General features: G+C 43.1%; 20 protein-coding genes. 5 read left to right on the forward strand and 15 right to left on the reverse strand.

Annotated elements, in window-relative coordinates:
* The first annotated feature begins 4 nt into the window (after nt 1-4).
* Nucleotides 5-442, forward strand: coding sequence for a TIGR02444 family protein (locus K5R16_RS05790; RefSeq protein WP_220736586.1), 438 nt, complete (start codon nt 5-7; stop codon nt 440-442).
* Nucleotides 443-538: 96 nt separating this feature from the next.
* Here K5R16_RS05790 and K5R16_RS05795 read toward each other — a convergent pair whose 3' ends face one another.
* The 3 genes from K5R16_RS05795 to K5R16_RS05805 are packed head-to-tail and all read right to left on the reverse strand — an operon-like array spanning nt 539 to nt 2,742.
* Nucleotides 539-1,276: a TIGR04219 family outer membrane beta-barrel protein gene (locus tag K5R16_RS05795; protein ID WP_220736587.1), complete on the reverse strand. Its 738-nt coding sequence runs from the start codon at nt 1,274-1,276 to the stop codon at nt 539-541.
* Nucleotides 1,277-1,278: 2 nt separating this feature from the next.
* The gene (locus tag K5R16_RS05800; RefSeq protein WP_220736588.1) at nt 1,279-2,250 is read right to left on the reverse strand and encodes a DUF2333 family protein; all 972 of its coding nucleotides are present in this window, start codon (nt 2,248-2,250) and stop codon (nt 1,279-1,281) included.
* 12 nt (nt 2,251-2,262) lie between these two features.
* Nucleotides 2,263-2,742 (reverse strand): copper chaperone PCu(A)C, encoded by a 480-nt coding sequence (locus K5R16_RS05805; RefSeq protein WP_220736589.1) that lies wholly within the window; start codon nt 2,740-2,742, stop codon nt 2,263-2,265.
* 35 nt (nt 2,743-2,777) lie between these two features.
* Here K5R16_RS05805 and K5R16_RS05810 point away from each other — a divergent pair, with 35 nt between their 5' ends.
* Nucleotides 2,778-3,515, forward strand: coding sequence for an enoyl-CoA hydratase-related protein (locus K5R16_RS05810; protein WP_220736590.1), 738 nt, complete (start codon nt 2,778-2,780; stop codon nt 3,513-3,515).
* 174 nt (nt 3,516-3,689) lie between these two features.
* Here the strand turns inward: K5R16_RS05810 and K5R16_RS05815 are convergent, their stop codons facing one another.
* The 3 genes from K5R16_RS05815 to dusA form a co-directional block, all read right to left on the reverse strand.
* A complete protein-coding gene (locus tag K5R16_RS05815) occupies nt 3,690-3,890 on the reverse strand; it encodes a PspC domain-containing protein (protein WP_220736591.1) in 201 nt (66 codons plus the stop codon).
* Between the two features lie 225 nt (nt 3,891-4,115).
* Nucleotides 4,116-4,424 carry a hypothetical protein gene (locus K5R16_RS05820; protein ID WP_220736592.1) on the reverse strand — a complete coding sequence of 103 codons (309 nt, stop codon included), beginning with the start codon at nt 4,422-4,424 and terminating at the stop codon, nt 4,116-4,118.
* 224 nt (nt 4,425-4,648) lie between these two features.
* On the reverse strand, nt 4,649-5,632 hold the full coding sequence (gene dusA, locus K5R16_RS05825) for a tRNA dihydrouridine(20/20a) synthase DusA (RefSeq protein WP_220736593.1): 984 nt from the start codon (nt 5,630-5,632) through the stop codon (nt 4,649-4,651).
* Between the two features lie 442 nt (nt 5,633-6,074).
* On the opposite strand from dusA, the gene K5R16_RS05830 reads away from it, so the two are divergent.
* Complete coding sequence (locus tag K5R16_RS05830; RefSeq protein ID WP_220736594.1) at nt 6,075-6,797, forward strand: hypothetical protein; 723 nt, start codon at nt 6,075-6,077, stop codon at nt 6,795-6,797.
* Here K5R16_RS05830 and K5R16_RS05835 read toward each other — a convergent pair.
* From K5R16_RS05835 to K5R16_RS05860, 6 genes are all read right to left on the reverse strand, one after another.
* Nucleotides 6,794-7,234: a hypothetical protein gene (locus tag K5R16_RS05835; RefSeq protein WP_220736595.1), complete on the reverse strand. Its 441-nt coding sequence runs from the start codon at nt 7,232-7,234 to the stop codon at nt 6,794-6,796. The genes K5R16_RS05830 and K5R16_RS05835 overlap by 4 nt on opposite strands.
* A complete protein-coding gene (locus K5R16_RS05840; protein ID WP_220736596.1) occupies nt 7,234-7,956 on the reverse strand; it encodes a molecular chaperone in 723 nt (240 codons plus the stop codon). The genes K5R16_RS05835 and K5R16_RS05840 overlap by 1 nt, the downstream gene beginning before the upstream one ends.
* Before the next feature lie 51 nt (nt 7,957-8,007).
* On the reverse strand, nt 8,008-8,652 hold the full coding sequence (locus K5R16_RS05845) for a DMSO/selenate family reductase complex B subunit (protein ID WP_220736597.1): 645 nt from the start codon (nt 8,650-8,652) through the stop codon (nt 8,008-8,010).
* 11 nt (nt 8,653-8,663) lie between these two features.
* Nucleotides 8,664-11,195, reverse strand: coding sequence for a DMSO/selenate family reductase complex A subunit (locus K5R16_RS05850; protein ID WP_220736598.1), 2,532 nt, complete (start codon nt 11,193-11,195; stop codon nt 8,664-8,666).
* A gap of 594 nt (nt 11,196-11,789) precedes the next feature.
* Nucleotides 11,790-12,740: a LysR family transcriptional regulator gene (locus K5R16_RS05855; RefSeq protein WP_220736599.1), complete on the reverse strand. Its 951-nt coding sequence runs from the start codon at nt 12,738-12,740 to the stop codon at nt 11,790-11,792.
* Nucleotides 12,724-13,701: a LysR family transcriptional regulator gene (locus K5R16_RS05860; RefSeq protein ID WP_220736600.1), complete on the reverse strand. Its 978-nt coding sequence runs from the start codon at nt 13,699-13,701 to the stop codon at nt 12,724-12,726. The genes K5R16_RS05855 and K5R16_RS05860 overlap by 17 nt, the downstream gene beginning before the upstream one ends.
* Before the next feature lie 403 nt (nt 13,702-14,104).
* Between K5R16_RS05860 and K5R16_RS05865 the strand changes: the two genes are divergently transcribed.
* Nucleotides 14,105-16,291, forward strand: coding sequence for an OmcA/MtrC family decaheme c-type cytochrome (locus K5R16_RS05865; RefSeq protein WP_259649774.1), 2,187 nt, complete (start codon nt 14,105-14,107; stop codon nt 16,289-16,291).
* A 130-nt stretch (nt 16,292-16,421) separates the two neighbouring features.
* On the opposite strand, the gene K5R16_RS05870 is transcribed toward K5R16_RS05865, so the two are convergent.
* From K5R16_RS05870 to dnaB, 3 genes are all read right to left on the reverse strand, one after another.
* On the reverse strand, nt 16,422-17,696 hold the full coding sequence (locus tag K5R16_RS05870) for an outer membrane protein assembly factor (protein ID WP_259649775.1): 1,275 nt from the start codon (nt 17,694-17,696) through the stop codon (nt 16,422-16,424).
* Nucleotides 17,697-17,764: 68 nt separating this feature from the next.
* A complete protein-coding gene (alr, locus tag K5R16_RS05875) occupies nt 17,765-18,841 on the reverse strand; it encodes an alanine racemase (protein ID WP_220736602.1) in 1,077 nt (358 codons plus the stop codon).
* 93 nt (nt 18,842-18,934) lie between these two features.
* Nucleotides 18,935-20,341, reverse strand: a complete 1,407-nt coding sequence (gene dnaB, locus K5R16_RS05880; RefSeq protein WP_220736603.1) for a replicative DNA helicase — start codon at nt 20,339-20,341, stop codon at nt 18,935-18,937.
* Nucleotides 20,342-20,465: 124 nt separating this feature from the next.
* Between dnaB and K5R16_RS05885 the strand changes: the two genes are divergently transcribed.
* Nucleotides 20,466-22,685 carry a S46 family peptidase gene (locus K5R16_RS05885; RefSeq protein ID WP_220736604.1) on the forward strand — a complete coding sequence of 740 codons (2,220 nt, stop codon included), beginning with the start codon at nt 20,466-20,468 and terminating at the stop codon, nt 22,683-22,685.
* Nucleotides 22,686-22,815: the final 130 nt, after the last annotated feature.

Below are 22,815 nucleotides of genomic sequence, written 5' to 3' on the forward strand. Positions count from 1 at the left end.
GAAGATGACATTTCTCAACAAGCTTGATGGGCTACTTTGGCAAAATTGTGATGATATCTATCTAAAGCATCAACAAATATGCCTAGAGCTACAAGATAAGCACCAAGTAAACGTGAATCTATTGCTGCTGGCGATCTGGCTCGATCAACAAAGCCATTTACTTTCGTTGCAACAGTGGCAAACGCTGCAACAAGATACTTTAAAATGGGAATCACGTGTATTGCTTCCCTATCGAAAGCTGCGCCGTTTAAGTAAATCTTGTTTAGCTGCAGATGAGTATCAACAGATGCTGGATGTGGAACTGATGCTAGAGCGTAAATCACAAAAGCTTATTTTACACAGCCTCAATCAATTGGCGTGGCTTGGAGAAAGTCATAATTTGGCAAGCTACCTTTCGCTATTTAATTTAAGCGATAAAGACTACGCTGTTTTAGCTAGCTAAGCATTTTAGACATTTAGCATTAAATACAAAAATGCCAGTCCTAGAGACTGGCATTCAATTAAGTCATGCACTGTTTAACTAATTTTAAAGGCTAGTTTAGAAAACCAGTTCTACACCGGCAAAGTAACCTTTAAATTGCATGTCTGCAGTCACACCGTCAAAACCATTAACATCAAATTTGAAGTCACGGTAACCGGCACGGATTCGGTAATCGAGTGCTGTGCCATCGAAGTTCCAGCCTAGACCCACTGAATAATCGTAAACGTTTGACTCGTCTACGCCCATCATAATATCTGCAAAACCATAAAGACCAAGACCAGGTATGCCCACTTGTGCATCAACATAGCCCATCACAATGCCGCTATCGATATCTTTTCTTTCAGGATGGCCAGCGTCGGCTACACGGAATTCACCATGCATAAGCTTGTATGCAGCACCAATATCTAACGCAACGATATCGTTATCTAGAATCTCGTAGTAAAGCACAAAATCAGTATTACTTAGGTCAGTCGTTGCGTTTACATCACCGATGAAGTTATGACCATTAAAGTTAAAATCAGCACCAGACATGCTGCCTTTACCTTCTAAGCTATTCTCACGGATCTTAACATTCGGGACCAATGGAATTGGATGCTCAATTGCAACCCAGATACTGCCTTGTGAAGAGTCTTTATAGTTAAACTCTTGTTGCGGCTGGCCTCTTTCAGCAAAAGTACCACTGGTATCAGCTTGCCAGTAATCACCACCCACTTTAAAACCAATAACAGAAGCAGCATGAGCAGAAGTGCCGACTAGAGAGCCTAATAGTGCACACGCTAATAATGTCTTTTTCATAGTTAACCTTGAGTCAATAAGTTAGTTAAATCGATAACCGCGGCATTTGCACGCGAGATATAGTTTGCCATCACTAAAGAGTGATTAGCGACAACCCCAAAGCCCGAACCATTAAGGATCATAGGGCTCCAAACGGATTGCTGAGTTTCTTCGAGTTCACGAATGATTTGTCGCAAACTCACTTGAGCATTCTTTTTCTTTAACACGTCAGCAAAATCAACTTCTACCGCTTTCATGAAATTAAGCAGTGCCCATGTTGCACCACGAGTTTCATAAAACACGTCATCAATTTTCCACCAGCTGGTTTTAATCTCTTGTGCTACATAACCAGGTGTTGATTGTCTTGCCGAACTATCACCAGATAGGTCGGTATTGAGCCTCTCTTGACCAACACTTGCAGAGAGTCGCTGTGACATGCTGCCAAGGCGCTTTTGCACCTCTTTTAGCCATTCATTTAGGTTATCTGCTCGCGCATAAAACTGCGCATCAGGGTTTTCTGTTGCGATCATGCGAGCACGGTACAGCTTCAATAACTTAACAGCATCACGGTACTCACTTTCAGCACTTGGCACTAGCCAACTCGTATGCTCAATATTGAGTTTTGAGTGCGCCGCCAGTAAGTCTTTATCTGCTGTAGATTGAGACTGAGAACGGCTAAACTCTTTACGCATAATTAGCGCTAAATCACGGGCCTGTTCAATGGCACCAAATTCAAATGCTGGCATGTTGTCCATCAGAATTGAAGGCGGTGTGACATCATTCGACAACCAACCTCCCTGCTTGTCTAACAAGGCTTCGACAGTTAAAATTAGCGACGTTGTCGTGGCGTAACCGGTCACTTGGCGACCATTATCTTGTTTATAAACCTCTTGTTCAATAACATCAGGCTCAACGCTCCACCAAATCGCAACAAGGTAGCCAATCAAAAAGATCACCGCGGCGAATCCGACGCCTTTCTTCCATGTCATTTGCATTTGCTGTTACTCCTAATGATGGTGATGATGATGTTCAGACTCTGCAGAGCCGGCTTGTTTTTTTACTGGCAGTGAAATCACTTGCTGCTGGCCATCAGCAAAGCTTAAGGTTAGCTCCACTTTGCTATCTTCAGCTAGAGGTGCATGTAAGCCCAACAGCATTATGTGATTACCTGATTCCGACAAAATCAAACTGCCATGTGAGTCTATGTCAAAGCCATCAACTTGGCGCATTTTTATCATGCCGTTTTCATCGACAAGTGTGTGCAACTGAGCTTCTTTGGCAAATGGAGCTGTAACCGAAACAAGGCGAGTGGCAGGGCCATGGTTTTCTAAAGTGATATAAGCCGCGGTATTGGGCACGCTGGCAGGCATTGCACGAACATAACCATCAGTGAGCATCACCTGTGCAAAAGCCGTGAATGAAAAACAGCTTAACAGAGTAATGTTAAACAGTTGTTTGAATATTTGCTTCAATGTCTTAAACTCCATTTTAAAATCCAATTCGCAACATGAGGACATAACGAATGAGTACGATTCAAGTTAAGGACGATAACGGGGTACGCATTATTACGTTTAACCGTCCTGACAAGCGCAATGCACTTAACCTTCAAATGTATACACAGCTAACAGAATACCTTATCCAAGGTGAATCGGACAATGAAATTCGAGCCTTTATGTTCCGTGGTCAAGCACAATGCTTTACATCTGGTAATGATGTAGCTGACTTTTTGAAAAATAGTAACTTAGGTGTAGATCATCCTGCATTTAGATTCCTTTTTTGCCTACTCGATTTGAAAAAACCAGTGGTTGCTGCAGTCACAGGCGCAGCGGTCGGTATCGGCACAACCTTACTGCTTCATTGCGATTTGGTTTACGCCGACAACACAGCAAAATTTCAGCTGCCCTTTGTCAAACTTGCGTTAGTGCCAGAAGCGGGAGCCAGTCTTTTACTGCCTCAAGTCGTCGGTCACGTAAAAGCCGCAGAGTTACTCATGTTAGGTGAAAGTTTCGATGCGAAATCGGCACATCAATATGGATTAATTAATGATGTGATTGCTAATGAAGATATTTTTGAGTTTTCGTTAAACCAAGCGAAGAAGCTTGCTCAGCAACCACCGATTTCATTGCAAACAACTAAGCAGCTTATGCGCTACAACAAAGAAGCGATCAGGGCGCAAATGGAGAAAGAGCTAGTAGAGTTTGGTGCTAGACTTGCAAGTGATGAAGCAAAATCTCGTTTCGCTGCATTTTTAAAAAAATAGCTTAGCGGCTGCATATAGGTAAATTTGGCAAAGTATGCTTGGATCTGTATCTCGATTAACAAGCATACTTTTAAATAAAATGGCCAAAATTGCCGCCGTTCAAATTCGCGTAATCACAGCCTTTACCGGCTTTAACTTCCATCGGCACAGACTCTTTTCCTTTAGCTGCGAATATCAGCATTGTTTTTCCCATTTAGGCAACAACAAGGCGAGAACAAAGTAGATAACTAATCCCATTGCTGGATTACAAAAAACCGCCACGGCGCACACGATACGAGTCCACAAACACGACCATTCAAACTTATCGGCCATTGACGCTGCCACACCACAAACCAATGACGATGGGTCTTTTAACCTGCTAATTAAATCAGCCATTTCAATCTCCCTATTATTTATCTATGAGCGTTTCTATATTAGAAATTTTACTCATTCAAAACAGTTCTAATGAATCAGTTATTGGTAGCAACAGTGCTAAACCAATCACTTGAACTTAATCTTTCAACTTGTGCCACTGCAGCGAGCAAACAAGACAAGCAAACATCGCTAAACTAATCACAGGCAGCAAGAGCAAGCCAGCAAACTGAGCAATAAACCACATAATTAGTCCTTAATTAGTGCGCTTGTTACCAGTGGGGTTTCAACCTTTTCTGCAGCCAGAGTACTTGCTTCAAGTTCTTCACTGCTATCCAATTCGAACATCATTTCTGACATTTGAGATTGAATAGAAAGACTCAATTCTGTTTGCGCTTTAGCAACAATATCTTGCATTTGAGCGCTGATATTTTGTTCAATATTACTTGCCACTTCCGAGACTAACGATGTCTCAGCTTGAGCAGATAAACTTGCACCTAATAGCGCAACAGTGAGTACAGAGGTCTTTACAGTCTTCATAACAATAGAATTAAACATAATGGATTCCTTTTCGAGTTTCGCCTAATTGCATAGAGACTAATACAAGTGGCGTGCCAACTTTCAAAATAAAACCTAATCTATTGAATATGATGATTTTTATTGATTTACAGCGAAAAGAAATATTAAAAGGAATAACGGGGAGTATCGAAGGTTAGTGAAACTCACCATGCACAGGTGAATTTCACTACATATGATCTTTGAGTAGAATAATATAGTGAAAATTACAGACTAACGACTGCTTTCATCTCTTGCCTAGCCTGGGTTACGACCTCTATGCCAGCACCTGATTTATGTGCATTTTCACTGATATATCGACGCCATACACGTGAACCAACTTCGCCTTGGAATAAACCAATGATATGCCGAGTAACATGATTTAACTTGCCACCCGCTTGCAAATGTTTCTCTATATAAGGAAGTAACTTCTCCAAAACAGCATCTCGGCTCAGTACCGGTTTATCTATACCACATAGCTGCTGATCGACTTCGGCCAATATATAAGGGTTCTGGTACGCTTCACGTCCAACCATGACACCGTCAAGCTGCTCAAGGTGAGTCTTACACTCAGCAAGTGTTTTCACGCCACCATTAATGCTGATGCTAAGATCGGTGTAATCACGCTTTAGCTGATATACCCGCTCATAGTCTAATTCAGGTATTTCCCGATTCTCTTTCGGGCTTAGGCCTTGTAACCAAGCTTTGCGAGCATGAATGATAAAATCATTACAACCAACGGCTTTCACGGTATCAATAAATTCGGTTAAAAATTCATAGCTGTCTTGTTCATCAATACCAATGCGAGTTTTCACTGTCACCGGAATATCAACAACCTGCTTCATGGCATCAACACACTCGGCAACCAATTCAGGCTCTGCCATCAAACAAGCACCGAAACGACCATTTTGAACTCGGTCTGACGGGCAGCCTACATTGAGGTTGATTTCATCATAGCCGCGCTCAGCAGCAAGTTTGGCGCAGGTTGCAAGATCGGTAGCATTTGAACCTCCTAACTGCAACGCAACAGGATGCTCCTCTTGGTTGTATGCAAGGTAGTCTCCGCGACCATGAATAATCGCCCCGGTTGTCACCATTTCGGTGTACAACAACACTTCAGCAGACATCAATCGTGCAAAGTAACGATAATGGCGATCAGTCCAGTCAAGCATGGGAGCGATGGAGAAAGTGCGGTTGAGTTGGGTTTGCATATAATTACCAAATAAAACGAGAACAAGAGCCGATCCGGGCGCGCATTTTACACTGCCACTAACTAAAACGACAGCACTACCTTGTATTGTCACTTAGGCGTAGCGCAACCAAAAATAACTAATAATGATAAATGAGCATTAATAACAATATGTTTAAAGTGTAGCAAGTGAAAAGGAGCTCTTTGAATATAGCCATTAATCGTAAATTGTCAGAAGTGAGGCTAGGTTACAAGCTTCTTTAGCAACCCACTGCAAAGTTAAGTAAAGGTGTCTAAAAACCTTTTCTATAACCAACAAAAAACATCACTCAACAACAAAATAACAGATGTACAGACCAGCATCACAGCTTATAGATCTTAGTATCAATAACTGTTGCAGAGCTTGTATTTGCTGGCTAATTTGTAAAAATCCGTTTGTTTCTGAGACAAAAAGGCATTGGGAAATGACAATAAAAAAACAGAAAAAAATTTCAACCGTCTCAGCATGGAAGCCATCACTAACCAAAGAAAAATGTAACCACTTAAAAGGAGGCGATCTGATCCAACACCGTTCTTCTGCTAAAAGCGTCTATCGCATTTGCTCTGCATTCGATAGTGCCATTGCAGAGGGAAGTAACCCCATTGCTGTTTTTCACGATCTTAGCAGCAAGGGAAAGCCATGTTTTTGGTTAGAAAAGCAAGCTGCTAAACCAGAGCAAAGTTATCTCACGCTTGAAGATAATGCTGTTATCAAATTTCATGGCCAATATTTTACCTTAAACAACACAACAGGCATATTGCAACTGCTACCGATGGCTCAACCTCTCAGTCAATTAAACTCCCTTGACGAGATTAAGCAGGCACTGGCGAGAGCTCGAGAAAGAAGTGCAGAGCAAGCAAAACAACATTACCCTTTAGTTCGCAGTCGAGGTATCAGTATCACGGCTCAAGGTAATAATGGCTTGCCGATTACAAATTTTGAGGTGACTAAATTTACCTGCAAGCATCAGCTAGATAAGGCCATACACATTGCCAAAGCAGACCATCAAATTGAAACGATTAGCCTATCGGGAGGTTATGATGGCCTTAATAGCATTGGCGATCCTCATGCGGCACCTTTAGTCAGTCAGTTCTCACTACCCGTCTGGTCTAAAACACTGGGTTATCTCAACATTATCTGCGACTAACACATAGAGCGGTGGCTTCTAACCTCCGCTTTAGCAAGTGTTTGCAACTGATTGTATAGCTTTATCACCAGTTCAATGTTTCCTTGCAGATGAATACTGTTTTCATTACTAGTGAGCTTTTTTGCAAAGCGATTCGCTAGGGACACAATCTGCTGCTCGCCTTGACTTAAATCAGTCCCCTGCACTTGCTTTACAAATAGTACTCTCAGGCAAGTAAATAGCGAATTAAACATCAATAAATCGCTCATCGGGCTGACTTCTAACAGCTCAGGTGCTTCACTACCAACAACAGCGGCAATAATGTGACTAGTGGTTTCCAATGAGGTGGCGGCACTAAATAGATCGCGTATTTCATTTTCGGCAACCAAGTGCTTTACAACCTCCTCGGCAAAAGCACTCTTCTTAAATTGTAATCTTGTTGCCGCTATAACACTCATTAGTGCCGACTCTTTACATGCACCGCAGACAGGATATTTAGCTCGGTGGTTAAGACATTTAACAGATCTTTTAATAACAATGCCATACCACGATAAAACTCGGTTTTTGCATTATCAATACTTGCTTGTAAAAATGGCTCAGACCAAGTCAGTAGATGATTTGATAACAGCAGGGTCAATACCTGCTTTGACTCAATGTGCTGACTTTCTTTTGTTGGATCAGACATGACTGTTAGCAGCTGTGAAATCACTGATAAAAAGATGCCAATATGATCGGCTGGTTGATTTTTATCTAGTTGTAACTCAATACCATGGTCACCGTAGAAACGAAGCAACTCGTGGGTACTGGTATCATTAAGCAAGCGCTGCTCAGTTAACCAGCAAGAGCCCCAGGGTAGAGCCAAAGGCATACTCGCACCGAAATAAAGATCGCCATAATCAAGCATTAACTCTGTTAATTTATCATCGCTCCAGCTCTCTAAGTAGCTTGAAAGGTGACTGACTCCTAAACGATAATCTTCACTGTCGGCAAACATATGCCAAGTTTTGCTGATCTCATTTTGCGCCAGTAAGTTTATGAAATCGGCACTTGGGTAAGCGAAATAGACGTTATGCAGCAACTTGGCAATGCCAGCGGCTTCCTCAATATCAAAAACAGCAGCAGGCTTTTCACTACGCGTGCTTGTCATTGGGCTTAAAGTGGTTTGTTTTAACTCTGTCATTTTTACCTCACATCAAGTAAACAGGGCGCCCTAGGCGCCCCGTGCTATCGATTATACTTCTCTGCTATTAATAACAGCGCCGCCTTTGCCGGCATGGCGGTTATTCTTAACAATGAGGTTAGGCTTGGTTACAGAAAAATCAGGTAAGGGTTTAAGGTGAGTATCGCCTTTGCCATATTTAGCTTCTAGATTTTCCATGGTGTCAAAATCAAGCGCATGCAACGGGCAAGACTCAACGCAAATAGGCTTTTTACCTAGCTCTAAACGATCAGAACAACCATCACACTTGGTCATCTTTTTACGCTCAGTATCCATTTGCGGAGCATCATATGGACAAGCTTGGGCACACATATTACAACCGATACATTTGTCATCATTGGTTTTCACCAGGCCTGTATCTTGCTCTTTATGCATAGCGCCTACTGGACAAGTACTGACACAAACAGGCTCGCTACAGTGGTTACAACCAATAGAGGTGTAGTGAGTATGAATGTCGTTACTATAGCTACCATCAGCATTTTCACTGAAACTGCCACCAACAAACTCATAAACCCGACGCTGAATAATACCATCAGGAAGATCACCACGTGATTTACACGATACATGACAGGTTTTACAGCCAGTACATTTAGAGCTATCGAAATAGAAACCGTATTGAACTTGTTCCGCTTCAGTTGTTTGAATTAAATTAGTCATGATCTACTCCCCTACTTAGCCTTTACCTGAACACGGTTGGTATGTTGTGGATTACCTTTCGCATAAGGCGATGGCTGGTAACGTGTTACCGTGTTAATACAGCCCCCTTCATCGATTGGATTGCCATTGGCATCTAAACGGCTCTTGTTCGGTGCATACCAAGCGCCTTGTCCAAGCGCTGCAACACTCGGCATAACGCGAAGTGTTATACGCACAGGAACTTCTAAAGTGCCGTACTGGTTCGTCACTTGTGTCATGTCGCCATCTTTCAGTCCACGAGCAGCGGCATCAACCGGGTTCATCCACACAGCATCTTCTACCGCTTCACGGAGCCATGGCACATTATGGTAACTTGAGTGTGTACGACCTTTGGTGTGGTACCCCACGAGTTGTAACGGGAAGTCAGTATCCACATTCTCAGTGCTATCTTCATACCCCCCCCAAGTACGTTGATACTTAGGTAAAGCAGAAACGTAATCACCTTGAACATCTTTATCGAATGTACGTTCAACACCAAACTGAGCCATGGCAACTGAGTACATCTCAATTTTGCCACTTGGAGTGCCAAGCGCCTCACCACCATTGACAAAAGAGTCCATCGATATCACGGGCTCTGGGTTGCTATAGTGGAAAATACCGATATCTTGTGCTTCTTTAAAGGTCGCAGGCAAAGCTGGAATAGCATTAGCATTGTTAGCATTAGTTACCGCTTTGCCATAAGCTTCTTCCATCCATTGCTCTTCAGTTTTACCTTCGGTGTATTCACCCTCTTTACCCATGGCTTTGGCTATCGCTAAGCCCTGTTCAAAGTAGTTACGACACTCAAACATTGGCTTAATACCGCGCATGGCAGTCAAGTACCCTGTGTTACCAGCAGCGTATGATGCCGATGCAAAGTCATCAGTTTCCAACCAACTAGTATCTGGCAGCAGGATATCGGCAAACTTAGCACTTGGTGTCATCCAGCAATCACTGACGACGATAAACTCACATAAGCTTTCATCTTCCAGCGTTTTAGCTGTCAGACTTGTCTCTGAATGCTGGTTAATGAGTGCGTTTGAGTTAAGCGCAAAAATGGACTTAACCGGTGTTCTAAGTGGCGTATCTAAATCTTCAAGCCCTCTTACATCGTGGCTTCTGCCGGTCATGTTTTCATGATTACGGATGGCTTCTTCCCAATTGTAGAAGCTGATGGTTGTATCGATTGGGTTTGAAAGGCCTGAGATGCCGGAAGCACTTAAGCCTGAACGACCTTGTGACGGCATCGCACCATTTGAAGTTCCTAAGCGACCAACTTGATTAAATACCCATGGCAACATGTAGCATGAACGCATTGCTTGCTCACCGTTAGCATGGCGATTCACACCTGCGCCAGTAACGATAAAGGCATTTTTAGCCGACATGATCTTTTGCGCCACTGACTTAATCGCATCTTCTGAGATCCCACATATGGCCGCTGCCCATTTTGGTGTTTTAGCACCTTCTGCAACAAACTTACCCACACCCATAATGTAGTCGTGGAAGTTCTCTTCAACATCAACGTACTGGGCAAGATCTTTCTTGTCTGCGTCAGCTTCAAGTGCAACTTTTAAAGTTTCTAATGACGCTTTGTCATAACCAGAAACATGCTTGTCCATAAATGCTTGGTCAACATGTCCTTGAGAAATAGCCTCATACATTAATGCTTCAGCAAATGCTGAATCAGTGCCAGGGCGGATACCATGCCACTCGTTTTCTTTACCTAAACAAGAGTCGGTATAACGCGGGTCGACCATGATAACTTCACAGCCTGGGTTTGCTTTTAGTGCTTCGGAGAAGTCACGGCCTTCACCAGAACCTGATTGACGCATCTCATTCGGGTTGTAACCTATGCCTAAAAACAGATCTGAATTGACTAAGCCATTAAGTGTTGAACCACTGGTGCCATAATGCCCAGTTGCTTTTGAGGCAAAGTTAAGCTGCTGCCATGAATAGTTACCTTGAATTTTTAAGAAGCCACCATTAAGGTTCAAAACTCGATTAAACCAGTTTGATGATTTAACGGAGTAATATGCACCGGTGCCGTAAAGCTTTAAAATCGAGTCGTTTCCATACTGCCCTGCAATGCGCTGTAATTCACTGGCGATTTCAGCAGCAGCTTCATCCCAAGTAATAGGCACAAACTTACCTTCGCCTCGCTTACCAACACGCTTCATTGGTTGCTTTAAACGATCCGCAGCATAAGTGCGCTGCTTAAGCGAACGACCACGAGCACAAGCACGAACTTGATGCAGCTTGCCCGCTTCATCTTCTATATTGTGGTCAGTTTCAATATTTGCGATAGAACCATCTTCATTGGTAAAAACTTTTACTGGGCAGTTTGATCCGCAGTTCACCAAACAGGCACTGTAGCCGTAAGGGGCAGTTTTATCTGGATCGGGTGGGATAGGTTTACCAGGTTCAATAGGAGTCCAATCAATAGAGTCATCATCACTACCACAGCCAACAAGCACAGCTCCAGCAGTTAGGGCACTGGTTGCCTGCAAAAAAGTACGTCTTTTCATTTTGCGTTACCTCGACATTTAACAACATTGTCACGCCTAAATGGCGCATTTTAAGTGCGTGTTTGCCCACACTTTTAATAAGGTAATTGTCTGCCTAATGTTGAAAATTAAAAAAACTTGCAGAGAGAAGTGTGATATTGACGTGTGGTTTTCAACATAATGTTCAACATTTCGTGAGCAAGTTCGCTAAATGTTTTTCGCTTGTTTAACCTAAGCTAACTAACTTTACTAAGCAGATCACATTCGTGAATACGACTGTGAGATACAACTGGAGACATCTTTAAATAACCATAAATAACATACACTTACTTTTAAAGCGTAATTTCAAAAAGTATTTATTAAGGAATGGAAATCAGTTTCATTCGGTTTTTTATTCGATAGCTTTACCACTATTTAAATATTAACCGCTCTCTGTTTTCTATAAGATAAAGTTTAATTAACTGCGGCTGTATCTGCTATGTAGAAATAGTAATATCGACGTTCGCGCTCTTTCTTTGCCATTGCGATGCTTACTATTCGTAAGTGTCGAATAACCGTCCATATAACAGCCAAGGAAACTGAGTGTGAATAACACCAATCCAATTGATTTTAATATTATTTATGAGACTTGATGATATAAGATTCTAGTGTTTGCTGTAACCACATCGGCGAAATAACTTTACCGTCAGATGCTCTCTTTAGCCACAGATAAACAGTTGGATAACTAAAACCTTTCAATAGTGCTCGATCTTGTGAATAGTCAACCTTTTTAGCCTTTATACCACTAATGCTCGCTAAAAAATCAACTGCAGCCTTCACCCCTACAATCATAACCGCCTCGGAATTAACCAAACTACTCGCTGCGCTACCAAGATCTGGAGCTGTTGCATACACCTGCATAGGCTTGCCCTGTGACGCAGCATAAACCCCTATTGGAGATTTATTTGCAGGAAATGGCATAGTGGCAAGCTTTACTATGGGGTAATTAATCATGTTGTCAATTGAAGGGGCGTCCCAAATAGGATGATAGGATTGCGCAACTAAATACCCTCCTCTATGCTGGATAATGGATTTCGACAAGATTTCTTTACGCGTTGACGGTTTGAAGCAAATTGCGGCTTCGATCTCACCATCAATCAATTGCTGCTCACTGAGTTCTGACCAAGCAGTGGTTGATATTGCAATATTGGGATTTTGTTGATGATTGATGGCATCATTAACAATTTCCTGCGCTAAGCCGATTTCTAGCTGTGGCACCGTCGCAATGACGATAGGCGGTTCAGCGGAAGGTACCTTTTCAATAGCATCTTTCTCAATAGAACGACTACAAGCTAATATTTCTGCTAACGGTGCATGTAAATCATGAGTCAGTTCTGTAGCAACCAGCCGATTGTTTTGTCTAATAAAGAGAGGATCGCCAAAAACGTCCCTTAAAGCACTCAGCGCACGGCTCACTTTGGGCTGCGATAGACAAAGGTCGTTTGCAACAACTTTGGTGCTGCCTTTGAGGTATAACTGACAAAATATCTCAATAGTACTAATACTAATATTACTCAGTTTTTTCATTTATATCTCCAGCAGGCAAAACCATATTTCCTTTTATATAATTCTGAATTTCATGTATTAACCAAGCGGGAATATCTGCGTTCTTTCTCGATTGGGTAATATAGTGATGGTATTGACCACTGCGCTGATTAATCAATTTGCAGGTTGAGTCATCTAACTGCTTCGCAGAAATATCTCCTCGTTGACAAAGAAACTCAATCGCATCTCTATAGCATAAAAGTGCAATGGCATTACTGCTTTCAAGTTGGATCATCAGATCTGCTAACAAACATACCTTTGCAACCACGTTTAAACTACGATGGCAGTCTAGCGCGTAGCATTCCAGGGGATCCGTAATATCCTCCTGTTCATTCCCTGCGAAACTGATGTATGGGTAATAAAAAATATTATCAAGCTGTAGTGGCTCATTTAGCGCCAGAACTGAATGTTGACCGCTAGCAACCATCACATAAGCATTTGACTTAACAATGAGTCTTGAAGATAACTGCTCTGTATTATACGCGCTATATGTCACAGCTATATCTAACCGTTGTTGCTTTAATAGCTCGCCTACGTTGCTATGGCAGGATTTGATGTGGAATATAAAGTCGTCGTTTTCTTCAGCCGCTCTTTTTTGTAAATGGCGTAAAAGATTCAGTGATAATGTTGGAGGACATGCAATTATTAGCTCACGTTTTCGGGGGCCTTCAAGATGAATGTCAAAGCTTTCGCATTTTTTAGCTAACTGTACGATTTTCTTCATTTTAGGGTAAATATCATCAGCAAGGCTGCTTCGCTCGAACCCCTGTTGTTTACGAATAAATAACGGTGCATTCATCGAATGCCTAATTGATTTTAAGCTCCGACTTACTTTTGAGCTTGGTACCCCAAGCGCTTTGCTTACTGCCGTTGCATTTAATAATTCGTACAGCAAAACAAATACTTGAATATCAAACAAGCTATTCGCATTTAACTTCTTCATCCAACCTCAGAAAGATTACTCGCTTCTTATGTACACTAATTTAAACCAATAGTTATCGCATAGGTATGCGTGTTATCTAAATTCTACCGCTTTACTTTAGTTAAGGCTCAATTATGTGACTTATGCATGTAAATTAATGAATTTCAGTTTTTAGATTTGCAATATATGCATTTCACATTTTCGCCCTGCGAATATTGAAGCATAAACCCAGGAAAACACAATAAAGAAAAACAAACAACCAACTAGAATACCAATATCAAGATATTCATCCAACATTAAAGGCAGGCAAAGACGTTTACACCAAAAACATTCATTCATCATCAGTGATCCACTTCATATTCACAACAAAGCCAACTCACTAACATTTCAACAACCAAAAGTGGTTATTTCTAAGGAACGTATGATGATAACAACAAAAAAAGCATCGTTAGCGCTGTTGATTAGCTCAGCATTTCTAATCTCAGGCTGTTCAGATGGTGAAGATGGCAAAAATGGTGAAGATGGACAACCTGGAGGACCAGGCGATCCAGGTACCTCTGGTCTGCATATTGATATGGCTACAGAGGCAATGGCTGAAATCAGCAACGCAACTTATGCAGACGGAATCATTACCGTTAATTTTGAGCTGGAAAACAAACAGGGTGTAGGGCTACATGGTCTTAGCGCTGAAAATGAGTATCATGATTTCCGTTTCTCATTAGCCCAGCTAAAAACCAATGAAGGTTCAGATCTTAAACAGTGGATATCTCTGTTAAATGAAGCAACAAACGATGAAGGAACCACATTCGAGCAAGGCTTTGAGCAGATAAAAAACTGTGCAGAGTGTCTTGTCGATCATAAAGATGGTACCTATACCTACAGATTCAATACTAACTTAACCACAGCGGTTGATCCTGCTGGAGTGGTCTTTGATTCATCCTTGACTCAGCGTATTGCTATCGAGATGCAGTTTGAATATGCCTCGGGCCATGAGCTAGCTGAAAATGCCCATTATGACTGGGTCCCAGCAACCAATGCGACCGAGGGGGTAGAGACCCGCGAGTTGGTAACACTTGAAACTTGTTACACGTGTCACCAACCGGACAGCCTTAAGGCTCACGGTGGTCGCAGACTTGATCTTGAAAACTGTCAGTCATGTCACAACGGCATTGTTTCCGATCCAAATGATGTTTCAGTTGAGTTAGGTCATATGGTACATGCAATTCATATGGGACCTGAGCGCGAAGGAAAGGATGCTGAAGGCAATGTCGTTCCTATGCCTTATACCATCGCAGGTTACGGTGGCGACCATGCATTTGATTATCCTGCATTCCCAACTAAACCGTTTATGGATTGCGCTGTATGTCATGTTCAAGATGAAACATTAGCAGATAAAGATCTATGGCTTACAAACGCAAATGCCAATGCTTGTACCGGTTGTCATACCGACTCACCTGCACAACATAAATCAGATAAGAACCCTGAGTTGGTTTGTACCGATTGTCATAGTGTTGAAGTTCATTCAAAAGCAGCTAAACCATACCAAGCGGCTAATGATTACAGTGTAGAAGTCAGCAATGTTGCAATTGACGCTACTAACTTGATTAGCTTTGACATGAAAATAATGGCTGCTAATGGTGAGCGAGTTACAAAAGCTGAAGTCTATAAACTAGGTTACAGCAAACCCTATATGGTTGTAAGTTGGGATGTTGAAAAGGATTACCCTGATTATAATCAAGCGCCATACAGTGAGCGTCGAATCGATATTAAAGATGACACCAAAGCAACTTGGAATGCTGATAACTCGGTAAGTGTTGCTGTGACTATCAATTTCCCTACAGATATAGCATCACGTTCACTCGAAGTTCTACCGGTATTGAAAGTCTGTTTCGAAGAGGGAACTGATAAGCGTACTAACTGTGATTCGAGCAATGCTTATCCGGCTTATGTTCAGACTCCCGCTTACCGTACGGTGCTAGCAGATTCTGAAGCGGTAGTGGCTGAACGCCGTTCAATTATTGATACAGCATCATGCCATAGTTGCCACAGCTATGAGTTCTATCATGATTCAAATGGTGTGAACTGTATTGCTTGTCATACCAACGATAAGAAACTAGGAGCTGTAGAAATTGATCATCAGCCTGTTGCTTGGGGAGAAATGAAGTCTACAAGCTTTATGTATAAAGCACATAAAGCGAGTGGCCACGACAACGGCCACGGCGGTAGCGGTACTATCTTGAAGACAGATTGTACTACTTGTCACTCAGCGACTGAAGGTTATGGCGGACTTAAGTATGGTTTCGAACTTGGTCGAAATGCAGGTCAGGCACACACTGTACCAAGCTTTATCGCTAGCGAAGGTAATACAGATACAGTAGAGACTTGGTACGCATCTCCTGACGCTGCCGCTTGTATGAGCTGTCACCAGAAGTACCTGTCAGATGCTGCAATGTCTCATATCAGAAGCAACGGTGGCTACTTTGGTGCTAACAAGGATGCTAACCATATTGTTGATGTCAATGATGCCGGCAATGCTAAAGATGCGAAAGAAGCTTGTGCCACTTGTCACAGCCCAGTGAAAGTCATGGAACACCATGGGTTTATTCTATAGAAAATATTGCTACAGCAGAGAACCTAACTTGTCCCTAGGTTTACGCTAAAGTTATACCCCTGCAAAAGTCAAAGGCACCTTCGGGTGCCTTTTTATCTACTTTTGATTATTATCTAAATCTGTTTTGGCTTTAAAAAGGTTGATTAACCATCACCCAAAACTGACTGTCTTCTTTGCTATAAGCCAGCTCAGCGCGAACAACCACATTCTCAACCTCGAAACGTGCCCCAATACCCGCTGACCAATCTAAGTCATCATGCAGTGCTGCCGCGTCAAACTCATCAGCGACCTGCCCCGCTTCAGCAAATACCACCCATTGCCACCATGGAATATCGTACAAGTTAAATACCGGCCACTGCTGTAATGGCTGCCATCTTGGTTGAATTCGGTACTCTGCCGAGTACATTACCGCTGAGCGACCCGTAAAGCGTTTACTGGCGTAACCTCTCAGGCGTTCAAAACCACCTAAGCTCACTCCAGCGAATGAAGGAGGCCGATGATAGTTATTACCACTCTGCGCATTCCAAGTCGGGGTATCGGCCAAATAAAAGTTAAATGCCATCACCTGCTGCGCAAACCAATCGTTGCTACCAATAGCAAAGAACGCACTCTGCTCAAACTCCCATGTCGTCCAACTATTGCGCTCGTTAGAGCCAAAATCTCGGCTCACTTTAAGGCTTGTCTGGCCGCCTTGAGTACTGTTTTTACCGTTATCACGGTTGTCCCAATCTAACTCAAACGCAACACCTTGGGCTTTTTCAGGTAAGTATTCATAGCCCTGTAACTCACGAGTTTGTATAAACGGACTGACTTTAATACTGGTCACGCCAGAATTAAGTGGATCCCAACTGATAGGTTCTTTACTGCGGGCAAGACTGCGTGCTGCGCCTGCGCTGCCGCGTCCCCATGGTAGTACATATTTGGCATGCAAACGGGTATAGGATTCATCACCAAAGGTAACCACTTTGCTGGTCTCTTGATGAGGTGCTGTAGAGTCCAAAAGGTAATAAACCCCCTCTTTAAACTCCGCTTGATAAGTTTCAACCGAAAAGAGCCAACTATCGACGTTAGGGATCTGATAGTTATGTGCACTTAAATAGCCGACCCAGCTATCGTTTGCACTGTATAAACCAATTCCTAGAATGGAGGCTTGCACCTGTCCGGCATGCTTTATCACCCCTGCCGCGCCTAATGCAGTGCTTAGCGACTCAGATGAGAAAGCAAATGGCACCGCGACAAACTCTGAATCAGTAGCTGTTACAGTTGAGCTTTCTTGCTCGGATAGTGATGATTCTGTCGTGGCCGCAGACGAACTTTGCGGCTCAGTGATAATCGTTGTGCTCGCAAAAGCTAAAGGTTGTAGCGTCACGGCCACGACAACAAAAATAGATGATTGTAATTTCAATTTAAAAGGTCTTCACGCCAGTGGTGGGCATCCCGCCTCACCAAAAGCGACTTAACTTTATCTCTTGCTCAATCTAGGCAAACAGCAACACGAGGAGTGAGCTTGGTGACAAGCTCATAAGCGATTGTACCAATATGCTCAGCCACCTCCTCAACAGGCAGTTCTTTACCCCACAAAACAGCGAGATCGCCCACTTTATCGTTAGCGTCAATACCGAGATCCACTGTCAGCATATCCATCGACACTCTACCTACAATCGGTACGATACGACCATTAACCAGTACCGGCGTGCCAAGTGGTGCATTGCGCGGATAGCCATCACCATAACCGATAGCGACTACACCAAGATTAGTGTCTTTTTCTGCAGTCCAATAGCTACCATAACCAGCACTTTCACCTGCTTTGTGCTCACGAATGGCGATCAGCTGAGAAACTAAGTCCATCGCAGGCAATAAGCCGTGTTTAGTGCCTAAATCGCCGAAAACAGGTGAAACGCCATAAAGTGCTATTCCTGGTCGAATCCAGTCAGCTTGGCTTTGCTGCCAAAATAATGCACCAGCAGAATTAGCCAGAGTGCGATCACCGGGAAGATCTTTGGTCAATGTATCAAACACCAGCTGTTGCTCAGCGGTAGTTGGGTTGCTTGGTTCATCGGCGCAGGCAAAGTGAGTCATCAAATGAATAGGTTTGGCGACATTGTCATTGGCCATTAACCTTTGATAAGTGGCATCGAACTGCGCCGGCGAAAAACCAAGACGATGCATGCCGCTATCGACTTTAAGCCAAACAGTGACCGGCTTGCTCAAATTTATGCTTTCCAACATTTCAAGCTGAGACTCATGATGCACCACGGTTTCGATGTCGTGCTCAACCAAAGTAGTTAGATCACCGATACGGAAAAAACCTTCGAGTAGTAGGAGTTTAGCTGCCACGCCACCAGCTCGTAGCGCCAGCGCTTCTTCAAGGCGTGCTAAGCCAAAACCATCAGCATTACCTAAACACTGGGCGACATTCAACAAGCCATGACCATAGCCATTAGCTTTTACTACCGCCATCACTTTACTGTTAGGCGCCAACTCATGCAGCCGGGCTAAATTGTGGCTTAGCGCTTTACGACTGATCTCTGCTCGTGGAAATGGTTTCAAAACTAGCCTTGTTAGATGTTATCAAAAAATAAGAGCCTCATTGAGGCTCTATTGTAGTGATTTATTGTTAGTAAAAATCGTTATGAACAACAATTAATCTTCTTCGAACTGCGGGCCTGCATAATTGTCAAAACGAGAAAACTGCCCTTGGAAGGTTAAGCGTACACGCCCAATAGGGCCGTTACGTTGCTTACCAATAATAATCTCAGCGGTGCCCTTATCTTCAGAGTCATCGTTATACACTTCATCACGATAAATAAACATGATCAAGTCGGCATCCTGCTCGATTGCGCCCGATTCACGCAAATCCGAGTTAATAGGACGTTTATCAGCACGTTGCTCCAATGAACGGTTAAGCTGTGATAGCGCAACAACAGGGATCTCTAATTCCTTAGCTAAGGCTTTAAGTGAGCGAGAGATCTCTGAAATTTCTAGAGTACGGTTGTCTTTTAACGCAGGAACCTGCATCAACTGAAGGTAATCGATCATGATCATCGATAGGCCGCCATACTCACGCGCAACACGCCTTGCACGGCTTCGCACTTCTGTAGGTGTTAGCCCTGAACCATCATCGATATACATCTTGCCCTGCTCGAGCATTATCCCCATTGTTGACGACACTCGTGCCCAATCATCATCATCGAGTTGTCCGGTACGAATTTTTGTTTGATCCACTCGTCCCAGTGATGCCAGCATACGCATCATGATCTGTTCAGAGGGCATCTCCAAACTAAAAATAAGCACAGGTTTATCTTCATGCAAAGCAGCCTGTTCACACAAGTTCATTGCAAAAGTGGTTTTACCCATAGATGGACGCGCTGCAACAATAATTAAATCGCCAGACTGGAAGCCTGCAGTCATATTATCGAGATCGCCAAAACCACTCGACACGCCGGTCACACCATTGGTTGGGTTATTATAAAGCTCTTCGATTTTATCGACGGTTTTTTCGAGAATCGTTTTAATGCCTTCAGGGCCTTCATTAGCGTTAGCGCGTTGCTCTGCGATTTTGAAAACTTTGGTCTCAGCTAAATCCAGTAGTTCACTTGAATTACGCCCTTCAGGATTAAAGCCTGCGTCAGCGATTTCGTTAGCAACCTTAATCATGTCACGAACAACAGCACGCTCACGCACAATGTCAGCATAAGAGTGAATGTTGCCAGCACTCGGTGTGTTCTTGGCTATTTCGCCAATGTAAGCAAAGCCACCGACATCTTCTAATTGGTCTTCAAGCTCTAACTGCTCAGAGACGGTAATTAAGTCGATTGGGTTACCTGCACTGACCAGCACTTCCATCGCAGTGAAAATCATCGCGTGAGCTCGCGAATAGAAATCCTCTTTTACAACCGCTTCTGCCACTCTGTCCCATGCATCAGAATCTAACATCAAACCGCCGAGAACAGATTGCTCTGCTTCAATTGAATGCGGTGGCATCTTCAGCGCATCCATCTGAATATCTCTTGGCTTTTCTTTGGCCTTAAAGGCGCGTTGCTGTGACATTAAATCTCCAAAATTCCAACGATTAAGCAAAATGTGGTATAAAACGGGCTCAAGCAGAGCAGGCAATTAACATCATACGACCTGCAAATAAATAAAACACACAAAAACAATATAAGGAAAGAACATGCGCAATGCATTGATTGCCGCAATCGCTCTCTCTACTGGGGTACTGTCATCCTCAGCAGTTATGGCTGATGAAGGACAGTGGCAGCCGTATCAGATGCCCTCTATCGCTGACAAACTCAGTGAACGCGGTATTGATATCCCAGCAGAACAACTCGCCGATCTCACTCGCTACCCTATGAATGCCGTTGTAGGTTTGGGCTATTGTACCGCCAGTTTTGTTTCGCCCCAAGGCTTAGTTGTCACAAACCATCATTGTGCCTACCGTGCTATTCAATATAACAGTAAAAAAGAACATAATTATCTTGCCGATGGTTTTTTAGCGACCAGTAAAGACCAAGAGCCTACTGCAGGCCCCAATGAACGTCTGTATATTACAGAAGCGGTCACCAACGTATCGACCCAAGTAAAACAAGATATTGGTAACGACCCGTTACTACGCTATGAAAATATCCAAGCCAATCGTAAAGCGCTCATAAAAGAGTGTGAGTCTGATGATAACTATCGCTGTTCAGTACGTAGTTTTCATAATGGTCTTGAGTACTACCTCATTAAGCAACTCATTATTCGCGATGTACGCTTAGTTTATGCGCCGCCAGAAAGTGCTGGCGCATTCGGAGGGGATATTGATAACTACGAATATCCTCGCCATTCAGCTGACTTTACTTTCCTCCGTGCTTACGTTGGTAAAGATGGCAAACCAGCGGTATTTAATAAAGACAACGTGCCTTATCAACCCAAAAGCTATCTAAAGATTAACGCCGATGGCGTTAAAGCCGGTGATGGTGTATTTGTTGCGGGTTACCCCGGCTCTACCAGTCGATACCGCTTAACTAGTGAACTCAAGTTTGCTAGTGATTGGTTATACCCAACGCTTGCCACTCGTTACCAGTTGCGTATCGACACCATTGAAGCGATGAGCGCTGCTAATAATGAAGTGAAGATCAAATACGCAGGCAAGCTTGCCGGTATGGCCAACCGCATGAAAAAGTATAACGGCCTACTCGACGGCTTTAAAGCCACAGATATCGCGGGTATTAAGCAAGTTCGTGAAGATGACTTTAAGGCATGGCTAGCAAAGGACAAAACTTACCAATCTTTCCAGACTCAGTTTGATGAACTGGAAACACTACTGGTTGAACAACGTAAGCAGCGTCAAACCCGTTATTACTTTGAGAATGCGCAAAGTAGCGCACTGCTTGCAACAGCGAATAAACTCTACCGCCTAGCTAAAGAGAAAGCTAAACCTGATGCAGAGCGAGAAGAGGGCTACCAAGAGCGTGATATGAAGATGTTTAAAGCACGTCTTAAGCGTCTTGATTCAAGCTTTGCAGTGAGCGTTGATAAAACACTTTGGTTACAAGATTTAGAAGCATATCTGAACCAAGACATCCGTGTTAGCGAACTTGATACAGCGCTGAATGAAGGCGATGTGGAAGCAAGCCTTTCTGAAAAGCTAGATGGGCTTTACGCACTTACTTCATTAACTGATAAAGACAAGCGACTTGCTTGGATGGATGCAGATGCGAGTGCATTTGAAACCAGTTCAGATCCTTTCATTCGTCTTGCCGTATCTTTATATGACAAGAATATGAGTGGTGAAAAGGCTGCTAAAACATTAGCAGGTAAGTTGTCGATGGCGCGTCCGGACTATATGAAGGCAGTCATTGCTTACTACAAGTCTAACAACTGGCCAGTATACCCAGATGCCAACGGCACATTGCGGATCACCTACGGCATGGTCGATGGCTACCAATCTAAAGATGCACTCTATAAACAGCCATTTACACGCTTAGAAGGCATTCCAGCCAAACACACAGGTGTAGAGCCGTTTAATGCACCCGCCAAGTTATTAAAAGCGATTGCAGAGCAGCGTTACGGCAGTCATAAAGTGGCAACGGTATATCAAGATCCAGCGTCTTGGTTATGCCGTCTATTCTCTTGCTTAGATAAACCAGAGCAATTTAACTCTGTACCCGTTAACTTCTTATCAAGTGTAGATACCACTGGCGGTAATTCTGGCTCTCCGGTGTTTAACGGCAAAGGTGAACTTGTTGGTCTGAACTTCGACTCAACATACGAAGCGATTACCAAAGACTGGTTCTTTAATCCAACAATTACCCGTGCAGTACATGTCGATATCCGTTACATATTGTGGATGATGAATGAAGTCGACCACGCACAGAATCTGATTGAAGAGCTAGATTTAGTCAGAAACTAAAAACTCTGCTTTACACACAAAATGGCAGTTAACTAAGCTCCCCACTTAGTTAACTGCCATTTTTTTGTTCCAGTCAATCACCTGCAAAATAATATTGCTGCTGTAACAGCATATATTTCAAAATATTTCA

The sequence above is a fragment of the Shewanella sp. c952 genome (assembly GCF_019654975.1).
Lineage (GTDB): Bacteria > Pseudomonadota > Gammaproteobacteria > Enterobacterales > Shewanellaceae > Shewanella.